Origin of the sequence: Leclercia tamurae (assembly GCF_025566055.1) — a bacterium.
In the GTDB taxonomy this organism is placed as follows: Bacteria; Pseudomonadota; Gammaproteobacteria; order Enterobacterales; family Enterobacteriaceae; genus Enterobacter; species Enterobacter tamurae.
In genome coordinates, this window is sequence record NZ_JAMHKS010000060.1 from 78787 (window position 1) to 90020 (window position 11234).

Below are 11234 nucleotides of genomic sequence, written 5' to 3' on the forward strand. Positions count from 1 at the left end.
TTGCTTACCTCGTTGTTTTTATTGTGGACGGCAGGCTGCGCAGGGCGATCCACGCCAGCAGCGCATAGGCCATCAGCAGCAGGGAGACCGGCCAGGAGGCGTCGAAATGCATCAGCAGCGCCACCGCCAGCATCGGCCCGAGGCCGCCGGAGAAGATCGATCCCACCTCATGCCCCAGCGCCAGGCCGGAGTAGCGCACGCGCACCGGGAACAGGTCGCTCATGATGCAGGGCTGGGTGCCGATCATCGCCCCGTGGCAGAACGGCAGACCCAGCAGCATCGCCAGCATGATCCAGCCGTAGTCCCCGGTGGAGAGCAGCCAGAAGAACGGGAAGGCCATCACCAGCAGGCCGATGACGCCGATGTAGTAGACCGGCTTCAGGCCGATGCGATCCGAGAACGCGCCCCAGAACAGGATCGAGAAGAACTCCACCAGCATCGCCAGAGTCACGGCGCTGATGATCTCCCCGGTACCGATACCGATGTGTCTGGCGTAGACCACCGAGAAGGTGAAGAAGATATAGGAGGCCCCGTTCTCCGGCAGACGCAGGGCGATAGCCTGCAGCAGCGCCTTCGGGTGCTCGCGGATCAGCACCATCAGCGGGATCTTCTCGTGCTTCGCCTCCGGTTTGGCCTGGCTAAAAGCCTTGCTCTCGCGGATGTTTTTGCGGATATAGACCCCGACCAGGAAGATCAGGATGCTGAGCAGGAAAGGCACGCGCCAGCCCCAGCTCATCAGCTCCTCTTCCGGCAGCTTCTGCACCAGGTAAAAGGCAAAGGCCGAGAGGACAAACCCGCCGGAGACCCCCATCTGACTCCAGGCGGTGAAGTAGCCGCGACGGGATGCAGGCGCGTTCTCGCTTAGCATCAGCACCCCGCCGCCCCACTCCCCGCCGGAGGCCACGCCCTGTAAAAAGCGCAGGGTGATGAGCGAGATCGGCGCCCAGATACCAATCTGCGCATAAGTCGGCAGCAGGCCGATGATAAAGGTGGTGGCCCCCATCAGGGTCAGGGTCATGATCAGGGTCATTTTGCGGCTGTAGCGATCCCCGATATGGCCGAAGACGATCCCGCCCAGCGGCCGGGCGAGGAAGCCCACCGCAAAGCCGGAGAAGGCCAGCAGCGTGCCCTGCATCGGGTCGCCGCCCACCGGGAAGAACAGCGGGCCGAAAACCAGCGCCGCGGCGGTGCCATACAGAAAGAAGTCATACCATTCCAGGGCATTGCCCAGCACCGAGGCGATCACCAGCTTGCGCAGCTGTCCGGCATCCTGCGTCACCGCAGCCGGAGCGGCGGTGGTTTGAGTCTCGACATGGCTCATCGGCGTACCTTTTATTGTTAGCGTTACGCTTCCAGGTCATGCCCGACGGCATGATAGCGACGGTTGAAGTAGACCAGCCCGCGCGGGGCTTCGCTGATGCGGATCGCCTGCACCTGGCAGTAGAAAACGGTGTGGCTACCCACTTCATGGCAGGTGTCGATCAGACAGTCGAAGCTGGCGACCGACGAGCTGAGCACCGGCGCGCCGCTGGCCAGCACCTGCCAGGAGTCATAGCCAAAGCGTTCCTCGGAGCGCAGGCTGGCGTTGGCGAAGATCCCGGAGAGATGCTGGTGGTCGCTGGAGAGGACGTTGACGCACAGGGCGCCGTTCCGCTTGAAATGCTCGTTGGCAAAGGAGTTGCGGTTCATGCAGACCAGCAGCGTCGGCGGCGAATCCGTGACGCTGCACACGGCGGAGGCGGTAAAGCCAAACTTGCCCGCCGGGCCGTCGGTGGTGATCACAGAGACCGCACTCCCCAGCTGCGCCATGGCATTACGAAATTCGGTTTGCAGTGTCATAAGGATTTCCTCACAGATCGATAACTAAACGGGCGCTTTTCGCCCGGGAACAACACAACAAAATCTGGTCGCCGTCGGCTTTCTCTTCGTCGGTCAGGTAGCTGTCGCGATGGTCCGGCTCGCCCTCCAGCACGTCGGTCAGGCAGCTGCCGCAGATCCCCTGTTTGCAGGAGACGCACACCTTCAGCCCGGCCTGCGCCAGCGCCTCGACGATGGTCTGGTTCTCCAGCACCTGCACGGTGATGCCGCTGGTTGCCGCGAACACTTCAAAGGCCGCGCCGCCGGTTTCCACTTCGGCGCTGAAACATTCCTGATGTACCTGCTCCGGGCGGTAACCCAGGGCTGCGGCTTGTTCAGTTACGGCATCCATCAGCCGAACCGGACCGCAGGTGTAGACGTGGGTGTTGGCCGGAACGTCGGTCAGCACCGCCGTCAGGTTCAGGCGTTGGCTGTCGCTGAAGTGCAGCTGAACGCGGTCGGCGTAAGGTGCCTGCTCCAGCAGGGAAATAAAGGCCGCCCCGTCGCGCGAGCGGGCACAGTAGTGCAGGCTGAAGGAGCGCCCGGCGGCATGAAGCTCAGCGGCCATCGCCAGCATCGGGGTGATGCCAATCCCGCCGCCAATCAGCAGGCTGTGACCGGCTGACGCCTCCAGTGCAAACAGGTTGCGCGGGTCGCTGACCTGGATCCGATCCCCAACGTTGAGGGCATGGGCGGCCAGGGAGCCCCCCTGCGACTGGTTCTCTTTCAGAATGCCGAGCTGGTAGTGCTGGCGATCTTTCGGGTCGCCGCACAGGGAGTACGGACGCACCAGGTCCTCTGCCAGATGCAGATCGATATGCGCCCCGGCGCTGAAGGTCGGGAGGTCGATCCCGTCAGCATGCGCCAGGGTCAGCAGGACCACCTCGCCCTGCAACTCCCGCCCGATCACCTGTAATGTCAGCATGTTGTCTCCTTAACGCATAAACAGGCCGCCGTTGATGTCCCAGGTCGCCCCGGTGACAAACGACGCTTGCCCGGATGCCAGCAGGGCCACGGCCTGGGCGACAAACTCAGCTTCACCTAACTGCCCCACCGGGATCATCTGCAGCAGGCCGGGCATCTTCTCTTCCGGTACCAGGGCGTGAACCATCGGCAGATCCAGCGGGCCCGGGGCGATAGCGTTGACCGTCACGCCGGATTTGCTCAGCTCGCGGGCAAAGATTTTGGTCAGGGTTAAAATGCCGCCCTTCGAGGCCGCGTAGTGCGCTCCGGAGGCGGTGCCGCCGTTCTGCCCGGCCAGCGAGGCGAGGTTAATGATGCGGCCGTAGCCGCGGGTGGCGAAGTAGCGCCCCAGGGTCTGGCAACCGACAAAGGTGCCGCGCAGGTTGGTGGCGATCACCCGATCGAACTCCTCGACGGCAATCTCCATCACCGGCGTGGCGAGGGTCAGCGCGGCGTTGTTGACCAGCACCTGCAGGCTGCCGAAGCGTTCAAGAGTGGCATCCAGCGCCTGCGTGAAATCCTGCGGCTGGCAGATATCCAGCCCCAGCGCCAGCACCCGGCCCTGACCGTCATCGAGACGATCCGCGGCCTCCCGGGCGCGATCCAGATCAACATCGGTCAGCACCACCTGGTAACCCTGCTTCAGCAGATGAGCGGCAATCGCGTTGCCCAGACCGGCGGCGGCACCGGTCACTAATACGGTTTGCGTCATGAAGGGCTCCTCAGAGGATGTAGCCGATGCTGTGCAGCACATCGTCGCTGTTGACCAGGCGGATCACCTTCTGGGTAATCAGCAACCTGCCGTCCTGGGGCTTAAGGTGCCAGGTGATGTCCGCCGCGTAGTGGCGGCTGTGGCCTTTGCGGTGCTCCCACAGGGATTGCGCCCCGCGCACCACGATCAGATCCTCGCTGGATGCCAGCAGGCGGAAGCGCGACAGGGTGCGCAGCGTTCTGGCCCGCGGGGTGGTGGAGATCGACTCCCCGCTGTAGAGGCGTTTCACCCGGCGCTCGCGCATATGGTGGTCGTCGCAGGCGTAGTTGAGGCTGTTTTTAAAATCCTTCTCGTTCGGGTCAATGGGCACCACGTACAGGCCGTCGTGCTGCCACAGATCCAGCCAGGCGTTGAACTCGCCCTGGTCCAGCAGATCGCCTTCGAGGTTGATTACGGACATCGCCGCAAACAGGACAGAATCCGGGGTCATCATTTTTCGCTCTCCGTCATTAACTTTTTCCACTGCTGGTAGGCCGCACGCATCCCGGTTTCGGCGCTGACGTCGCTGCGCAGGCCGTCATCGGTGCGATACTCCCCGGCCAGGCCGCGGTTGAGCATGATCCACAGGTCATCCCCCGCGGTAGCCCCGCGCTGAACGCGCTCCCAGGCTTCGGAGTCATCCGGGGTGCCAAAGCCCATCGGGCCCTGGAAGTGTTCGTGCAGACGCAGACGCGCCTGGTTGGCTATCTCCGGCCCGCCGTCCATGGTGATCACCGCGTGGTGGATTTCAGTTTCCATCACCGAGATGGGCTGCAGGACGCGGAAGAAGGCCATTGAGCAGGCAATGTTCGGGAACAGGTTGAGGTTGAAGCCGGAGCCGCCTACCGCACGGACGATGCGGCGCACCTGCTCTTCGTCGTGCTCTTTGCGCAGTTCGTCCGCCAGCTCAACAAAGCGTTCCGGGATCGGCGCATCGAGGTTGGCTTCGAGATCCACCAGCTCGGGGATCATCACCATCACGCTGTGGCCATTGCCGAGATCTTCGACATAGCCGCTGCCGTCGACGAAGTTCAGCATCTCTTCGGTCTGCTTATCGACCGAACTCAGGAAAGAGCGGTGCACCACCGGGAAGTGGTAGCCGTCGGTGGTGTTCTCCAGCTGGATCTTCCAGTTGCCGGGGAAGCGGAAGCGGTGTGCAGGCCCGGTCTTGATCGGATAGCCCGCCCCCTGCTTCATAAACAGATCCATCCACTTCTTCGCCGCGCCGAGGAAATCCTCCAGGGGTTCGATCTGCTCGTTAAAGGTAGCGAAGACCATGCCGGCATACTGCTCGGTACGCAGCGACACCAGCCCCAGCTCGTTTTTCTCCAGCCGATCGGCATAGCTTTCCGGGTGCGGGACGCCGCGCAGGCTACCGTCCAGGGCGTAACCCCAGCCGTGATACGGGCAGACGAAGCTGTTGGTTTTGCCGCTGCGGTGTTCGCAGACGGTGGCCGCGCGGTGGCGACAGCGGTTCAGCAGGGTGTGAATGGTGCCTTTGCGGTCGCGGACCACGATCACCGGCTGGGTACCGATCTCGGTGGTTTTGAAGCTGCCGGTCTCGGGGATCTCGCTGACGTGGGCCACCCAGACCCAGGTCCTGGTGAAAATACGGTCCAGCTCCAGCTGGAACAGCTCGTCTGAGGTGTAGAGCGAGGTGTGGACGCGGTCATGTTTGACCAGGGCCGCAATCTCTTCCCGGCTTGGGACGGGCTGCGCCGTGGTATCGATATTTTTGACATTGATGATGTGGTCACACTGCATAATCTCTCTCCTGCTCGTCGTCGGGGTTCTAATTGTTGTCAGGTACCGGGAGCACATCCGCCGTCTGCCAGTGGCTTACCGGCCTGCTGAACAGGTTGCGGGTGGCGAAATGGTGGATGGTCATCTCCCCCGCCTCGCGACGGAAAATAATCTGCAGCTCAGCCGCGTTCAGGTGCGCGCCGCCCGCAGTAAAGGCGGAGGTTTGCAGCATCAGCCAGCGGCCATGCAGCTCCCCGTCGGCATCCTGATACAGCGCTTCGGAACAGAGAAAATGGGCGTTCAGGGCAAAGTGCGCCGGGTGGCGGACGTAGCCCGCCATCATCGCCTCAATTGCCGCACGTCCCTGATGTCTGCCCAGCCGGGTAGCGTAGGGCTCACCCACCCCTTCCCAGCAGGCGTCTGCGCTGAACAGCGCCCCGATGGCCTGCACCGTCTCCATGCTCTCCAGCCGATCGCACAGCCGCATGTAGTTGCTGATACAGACCCGGGCTGCCTGCTGATCTTCCAGCTGCTGTAAACGCAGCGCATCCTGTGGGCTCATGATGGGCTCCGTTACTGAATAATCAGTTCGCGCCCGACGCGGGCTTCGATCTTGCAGTACTTCCACAGCTTGCTCTCCCCGTCGCCCACCGGGGTGGTGCGGAACAGGTTGCAGGCGGCCACCACGCTGTCGAGGTTGTCGGCATCCGCCAGCACGTAGGTGGTCCACGGCGAGGCGGTGGACGGGCCGACCATCAGACGGTCGTCATCCATGTTGCCGATCACCCGGATGCCCTGGGTTTCGTCGATGCCTTTCATCATCACGCCGAACGCGCCCCACAGCTGTTTCGCTTCTGCCGGGGTGGCATCAAAGAAGTTCTGGTTTACGCCGATGCAAAACAGCACGCGTAAGGTTGTTGTCTGGCTCATCTGTTGTTCCTTTCGTCAAAATTACAAATAACCCGGCAGAGGCTGGCCACCGAAGTAGACCGTGCCGGCATTGAGATAAGAGAGGTCGCCCATAAAGGCGTGCTGGGTGATCACCATGGTGTCGCGCACGTAGCGTTGCAGCGGACTCTTCATGGTAATGCCGCCCATGCCGTTCAGCGCCAGCGCCTGACGGGTGACCTCGGCGGCCACGCGGGTGACGTGGGTGGACGACAGCCGCAGGGCGTTGATCTGCTCACAGTCAGGCTCGTTCCCGGCAAGAATGTCCTGCCAGACCTCGTCGATGGCCTCGTAGAACCAGGCCCGGGCGGAGCGCAGATCCGCTTCACAGCGGGCAATCTGCATCTGCGCCTGGGGACGATCCGCCAGCCGTGGCGCGCCGGTCACCGACTGCTGACGATGGGCAATGGCATAGATCTCATTCAGGGCGGCGCGGGCCACGCCGAGCGCCACGACCGACAGCACCTGGGTTGCGAGAGACAGCACCGGGTAGCGATAGAGCGCCCCGTCGAGGTTCAGGGCGCCGCCGCGCACGAAGGTCCACTCCCGGGGCACAAAGGCATCGTTAACCACCAGATCGTGGCTGCCGGTTCCGGCCAGCCCGACGGTGTTCCACACCGGGTCGATCTGCACGCTGTCGCGCGGCAGGACCGCCATCCGCGGCAGGGCTTCAACACTTTCCGGCAGGATGCCGACGCCAAACACCGACGCGCCCATGCTGCCGCTGGCAAAACCCCAGCGCCCGCTGACCCGGTAGCCGCCGTCGGCCAGCACCGCCTTCTGCGGCGGGAAGATGCCCCCGGCGAAGACCACGTCCGGGCCGTCGCGGTAGAGTGCTTTCAGGGTCTCCGGCGGCAGCGCGCCGAGATAAAACGGGCTCATGCCGAAGCTGGCGACCCAGCCCGCGGAGCCATCGGCGGTGGCGATCTGCTCGATCAACTCGCAGAACTGCGCCGGGGAGCACTCCTCGCCGCCGTAGATTTTGGGGACCAGCGCGCGATAGACGCCGACCTGCTTAAACCGGGCGATGATGTCGTCAGAGATATGACGCTGTTGCTCAAAATCGGCGCTGCGGGCCGCAACGTCATTCAGCAGTGGAACGAGCTCCTCACGAACATGAACGGCTGACATAGCTTCCTCCCGAAAAGAGTGTGCGGCCCGCAGAGAGACGAGCGCTGCCGCAATGAGTGGTACTCACTGAGTTATTGTTGGAACTGTGTTCGGTAAAACGGGATGGTTAGCGGCGTCGTCGTTCAGCCAGCCATTCGGCGGCCTGCACCAGCAGACCCTCCTGGCCTTTGGCGGCGATCAGCTGCAGTGCCACCGGGCGGCCATGAAGCGTGCCCGCAGGCAGGGTCAGCGCCGGGTGGCCGCTGAGGTTGAACGGACGCACCAGCCGGGTCAGGTTGACCACGCTCAGCGGGTCTTTCGCCTCTTCCAGGGTCGGGGGCAGTTCCGGCAGGGTTGCCAGCGCCAGCAATGGGGTCGTCTTCAGTTGAGCATCGACCTGGGCGGTAAACGTCTGGCGGATGTGCTCTGCGGTATTCAGGGCATCGGCATCAATGCTTTCCCCGGCGCGGATGCGGGTTGCCACGTCTGCGGAGACCCGGTCATCGCTCAAGAACGGACTAAAGGCCTGCCAGTTTTCGTGGCTGATGAGGGTCAGCCCGGCACGATGAGCATCGCCTAAAAGGGGGAGCTCAACCTGCTGCGGACGCAGGTCAAGCTGCGCAAGGGCGTTCAGCAGCAGGGAATCAATTCCGATAGTGGCCGTCGGGATAAAGCCGATGGCAGGCAGGGAGGTCAGCGGTGCGCCGACCGGAATGGCCAGCCGGGTCAGCACCTGGCGCAGAACATCGGCATCGCGGGCGAAGAGGCCCACGCAGTCCAGCGAGCTGTACGCGGGCATCACCCCTACCCGGCTAAGGCGGCCGTAAGTCGGTTTTAAGCCGAGGATCCCGCAGCAGGCGGCGGGCATTCGCACCGAGCCGCCGGTGTCGGTGCCGAGGGCGAAATCCACCTCACCGGAGGCCACCACCGCAGCAGAGCCGCTGGAGGAGCCGCCGGGGATCAGGTCAGGAAATTCGGGGTTAACCGGCGTACCGCTCCAGGGGTTAATCCCGGTGACGCCGAACGCCAGTTCGTGCAGGGTCGTTTTTCCGGTCAGGGCGCAGCCCTGTCCGAGCAGGGTTTTCACCACCTCCGCATGCTGCTGTGCCGCCTGGCTGGCAGCCAGCGCCTGGCAGCCGGCACGGGTCGGGTAGCCTGCAATGTCGAGGGTGTCTTTCACCGCGAAGCAGAGATCGCCTTCGCCGAGGGTAAACCGTTCTACGTAACCATTGCTCTCAGTAACGGGCTGCATCATTCACACCTCAACCAGAAAAAACGAATCATATTCGGTCGGGCAGTCTTCGCTGCGATTCGACCTACCTGAACTCAGGTCAATCATGGAAGATTTAGATGAATATTCAAGTAATTTTTCACGTTAATTTTACGCAAAAATAACATGGAAACATTTTTATAACACTTGTGGGAGGGAGGGTTATGACAATGATAAATAACAATAAACACTGCGCGGAAATGAAAAAAAAGCCGCACCAGGACGTAGCGCGACTCTTGTTTAAGTGATTGTTTTAATGTGGATTATATGGAATTTTTAAGGCTGTCACAAAACCGCAATTCTCTCTGCGGCGCCTTCAAAGCTCGTTCAGGTTATCAAGCACCTTCGACAGCGAAAGGTTCATTTTTTCCATCTGGGCGGCGGTCATACCCTTAAAACCCTTCTCAAAAACCTTGCTGGCCAGGCGGTGGGCTTCGGCCACTTTTTCACGTCCGGTCTCGGTGAGCATCACCTCGGTGACTCTGGCATCCTGCACGCTGCTGGCGGTGGTCACCAGGCCGTCATCACGCAGGCGACCGACGATTTTGGTGACGGTAGGCATTTTGGTCATCGCATATTCGGAGATCTGCGAGATGCTGGCTTTACCGTACTGCTCGGTAATCATCAGCACCCGAAAGCGGGAAACATCGAGCTGCACCTTTTTTAGCGTGATTTCCATCACTTGCGTGTAACGCGCATAGACATTAACGATCCAGTAGAACGGGAACTCTTCGCGATGAAAAGCGGCCCCGGTGTCTGACGATGTGTTGGTTTGACTCATGCAATGAGGTTCCGGCAGTGATGCAATGGCGGCAATTATACCCGCTATTGTCCGCCCGCTATAGCCTCTTCACGCCCGGCAATGCCTTCTGTTATTACCTGCGCGCCACGAAAGCCGATCGATATCGCAATATGATTCGAAAACGCTACGAGATTAACAATTGCGTATCATTTTTCAAACATAACATTGACGTTTATGTGTGCGATTTCCTATACGTTAGCGCACGTGTTCAGGTTGCACGACACAACAATACCAATAACCGCAATGTGGAGCTTTTCATGAATGAGAGTCCATCGCTGGAACAGACACGCACTGACGTGCTGGCTCCACCTTCCCCTGCTGACGCCACGCTCGATCCGCGTCAACAGCGGGTGATTAAAAAGTTATTCCGCAGACTCATCACTTTTTTGTTCATTCTGTTCGTCTTTTCGTATCTGGATCGTATCAACATCGGCTTTGCCGGGCTGACGATGGGCAAAGATCTGGGGCTGACCAGCACCATGTTTGGCCTGGCGACAACCCTGTTTTACGTGATGTACGTTATCTGCGGGATCCCCAGCAACGTGATGCTGAGTATCGTGGGTGCCCGGCGCTGGATCGCCATTCTGATGGTGGTCTGGGGGATTGCGTCTACCGCCACCATGTTCGCCACCGGCCCTGGTAGCCTGTATGTGCTGCGTATGCTGGTGGGGATCGCCGAAGCTGGCTTCCTGCCGGGCCTGCTGCTCTATTTAACCTTCTGGTTCCCGGCGCACTACCGCGCCCGCGCCAATGCCCTGTTTATGATTGCCATGCCGGTGACGATGGCGCTGGGCTCGGTGGCCTCGGGGTATATTCTCAACCTCGACGGGGTGATGAACCTGAAAGGCTGGCAGTGGCTGTTCCTGCTGGAAGGCTTCCCGTCGGTGATCCTGGGCTTTGTGGTCTGGTTCTGGCTGGACGACAGCCCGGATAAAGCCCGCTGGCTCACCAGCGATGACAAGGCCTGCCTGAAAGAGATGCTGGAGGCGGATCGCGTCAATGCGCTGAGCGCCCAGCAGCGGGAAAAGGCCGCGCTGGTGCCAACGCAACGCAGCATGTTCCGGGAGCTGTTCACCCCAACGATCATGCTTTATACCCTCGCCTACTTCTGCCTGACTAACACTCTGAGTGCCCTCAGCGTCTGGACGCCGCTGATCCTGCGCAGCATCAGCCAGGAGAGCAGCAACGTGACCATCGGGATCCTCAGCGCCATCCCGCAGGTCTGTACTATCGTGGCGATGGTCTGGTGGAGTAAACGTTCCGACAAGCACAACGAGCGTAAAGTCCACACCCTGCTGCCGTATCTGTTTGCCGCCGCAGGCTGGATCCTGACCGCCACCAGCAGCGATCCGATGCTGCAGTTCACCGGGATCGTGATGGCCTCTTCCGGTGCCTTTGCCGCGATGGTGATCTTCTGGACGACGCCGGACCGCGCTATTTCACTCCGCGCCCGGGCGCTGGGGATCGCGGTGATTAACGCCACCGGGATGACCGGTGCCGCGCTGGGGCCGCTGCTGATGGGCTGGATGAAGGATGTCACCGGCAACTTCAACGCCGGGATCTTTATGGTGGCCGGGTTCCTGGTGCTGGGTGCGTTTGTTATTTCGTTAATTCCAATGAAGAAAGTAGCGCAACAATAGTGACACTGCCGGGTGGCGGCTACTGAACTGCGCCCCAAAACCTGGACGGCTTGTATTAACCGGTCTTCAGATACTCAGCCCGGAACGCCACCGGGCTGAGTCCTCCCAGACTCAGTTTGATACGCTTGTGGTTCCAGTACCTTATATACG

13 protein-coding genes are annotated in these 11234 nt (G+C 61.3%); 1 reads left to right on the forward strand and 12 read right to left on the reverse strand.

What is annotated here, in order from left to right; genetic code table 11:
• Positions 1-4: 4 nt before the first annotated feature.
• The 11 genes from M8318_RS01920 to M8318_RS01970 all read right to left on the reverse strand — a co-directional run bounded on the left by M8318_RS01920 (position 5) and on the right by M8318_RS01970 (position 9423).
• Entirely contained in the window at positions 5-1321 is a 1317-nt protein-coding gene (locus tag M8318_RS01920; RefSeq protein WP_262660805.1) for an MFS transporter, read from the reverse strand.
• 23 nt (positions 1322-1344) lie between these two features.
• Positions 1345-1839, reverse strand: coding sequence for a flavin reductase (locus M8318_RS01925; RefSeq protein ID WP_262660806.1), 495 nt, complete (start codon positions 1837-1839; stop codon positions 1345-1347).
• A gap of 10 nt (positions 1840-1849) precedes the next feature.
• The gene (locus M8318_RS01930) at positions 1850-2782 is read right to left on the reverse strand and encodes a PDR/VanB family oxidoreductase (RefSeq protein ID WP_262660807.1); all 933 of its coding nucleotides are present in this window, start codon (positions 2780-2782) and stop codon (positions 1850-1852) included.
• Between the two features lie 9 nt (positions 2783-2791).
• On the reverse strand, positions 2792-3532 hold the full coding sequence (locus M8318_RS01935) for an SDR family NAD(P)-dependent oxidoreductase (RefSeq protein WP_262660808.1): 741 nt from the start codon (positions 3530-3532) through the stop codon (positions 2792-2794).
• A gap of 10 nt (positions 3533-3542) precedes the next feature.
• On the reverse strand, positions 3543-4022 hold the full coding sequence (locus M8318_RS01940; protein ID WP_332018237.1) for an aromatic-ring-hydroxylating dioxygenase subunit beta: 480 nt from the start codon (positions 4020-4022) through the stop codon (positions 3543-3545).
• Entirely contained in the window at positions 4022-5335 is a 1314-nt protein-coding gene (locus M8318_RS01945) for an aromatic ring-hydroxylating oxygenase subunit alpha (protein ID WP_262660810.1), read from the reverse strand. The genes M8318_RS01940 and M8318_RS01945 overlap by 1 nt, the downstream gene beginning before the upstream one ends.
• 28 nt (positions 5336-5363) lie before the next feature.
• Positions 5364-5876 carry a nuclear transport factor 2 family protein gene (locus M8318_RS01950; RefSeq protein WP_262660811.1) on the reverse strand — a complete coding sequence of 171 codons (513 nt, stop codon included), beginning with the start codon at positions 5874-5876 and terminating at the stop codon, positions 5364-5366.
• An 11-nt stretch (positions 5877-5887) separates the two neighbouring features.
• The gene (locus M8318_RS01955; RefSeq protein WP_262660812.1) at positions 5888-6244 is read right to left on the reverse strand and encodes an IacB protein; all 357 of its coding nucleotides are present in this window, start codon (positions 6242-6244) and stop codon (positions 5888-5890) included.
• A 21-nt stretch (positions 6245-6265) separates the two neighbouring features.
• Entirely contained in the window at positions 6266-7393 is a 1128-nt protein-coding gene (locus M8318_RS01960) for an acyl-CoA dehydrogenase family protein (RefSeq protein WP_262660813.1), read from the reverse strand.
• A 106-nt stretch (positions 7394-7499) separates the two neighbouring features.
• Complete coding sequence (locus M8318_RS01965; protein ID WP_262660814.1) at positions 7500-8624, reverse strand: amidase; 1125 nt, start codon at positions 8622-8624, stop codon at positions 7500-7502.
• Positions 8625-8958: 334 nt separating this feature from the next.
• On the reverse strand, positions 8959-9423 hold the full coding sequence (locus tag M8318_RS01970; RefSeq protein ID WP_166182752.1) for a MarR family winged helix-turn-helix transcriptional regulator: 465 nt from the start codon (positions 9421-9423) through the stop codon (positions 8959-8961).
• Between the two features lie 278 nt (positions 9424-9701).
• On the opposite strand from M8318_RS01970, the gene hpaX reads away from it, so the two are divergent.
• Positions 9702-11084 carry a 4-hydroxyphenylacetate permease gene (gene hpaX, locus M8318_RS01975; protein WP_262660815.1) on the forward strand — a complete coding sequence of 461 codons (1383 nt, stop codon included), beginning with the start codon at positions 9702-9704 and terminating at the stop codon, positions 11082-11084.
• 55 nt (positions 11085-11139) lie between these two features.
• Here hpaX and M8318_RS01980 read toward each other — a convergent pair.
• Positions 11140-11234, reverse strand: a 95-nt coding sequence (locus M8318_RS01980; RefSeq protein ID WP_262660599.1) for an IS3 family transposase, incomplete at its 5' end; no start/stop codon positions are given.

Bases quoted from the DNA above. Each gene is read 5' to 3' on its own strand.
- M8318_RS01960 (WP_262660813.1), bottom strand. From the start codon at position 7,393: ATGTCAGCCGTTCATGTTCGTGAGGAGCTCGTTCCACTGCTGAATGAC.
- M8318_RS01925 (WP_262660806.1), bottom strand. From the start codon at position 1,839: ATGACACTGCAAACCGAATTTCGTAATGCCATGGCGCAGCTGGGGAGT.
- M8318_RS01950 (WP_262660811.1), bottom strand. From the start codon at position 5,876: ATGAGCCCACAGGATGCGCTGCGTTTACAGCAGCTGGAAGATCAGCAG.
- hpaX (WP_262660815.1), top strand. From the start codon at position 9,702: ATGAATGAGAGTCCATCGCTGGAACAGACACGCACTGACGTGCTGGCT.
- M8318_RS01970 (WP_166182752.1), bottom strand. From the start codon at position 9,423: ATGAGTCAAACCAACACATCGTCAGACACCGGGGCCGCTTTTCATCGC.
- M8318_RS01965 (WP_262660814.1), bottom strand. From the start codon at position 8,624: ATGCAGCCCGTTACTGAGAGCAATGGTTACGTAGAACGGTTTACCCTC.
- M8318_RS01955 (WP_262660812.1), bottom strand. From the start codon at position 6,244: ATGAGCCAGACAACAACCTTACGCGTGCTGTTTTGCATCGGCGTAAAC.
- M8318_RS01940 (WP_332018237.1), bottom strand. From the start codon at position 4,022: ATGACCCCGGATTCTGTCCTGTTTGCGGCGATGTCCGTAATCAACCTC.
- M8318_RS01935 (WP_262660808.1), bottom strand. From the start codon at position 3,532: ATGACGCAAACCGTATTAGTGACCGGTGCCGCCGCCGGTCTGGGCAAC.
- M8318_RS01930 (WP_262660807.1), bottom strand. From the start codon at position 2,782: ATGCTGACATTACAGGTGATCGGGCGGGAGTTGCAGGGCGAGGTGGTC.
- M8318_RS01945 (WP_262660810.1), bottom strand. From the start codon at position 5,335: ATGCAGTGTGACCACATCATCAATGTCAAAAATATCGATACCACGGCG.
- M8318_RS01920 (WP_262660805.1), bottom strand. From the start codon at position 1,321: ATGAGCCATGTCGAGACTCAAACCACCGCCGCTCCGGCTGCGGTGACG.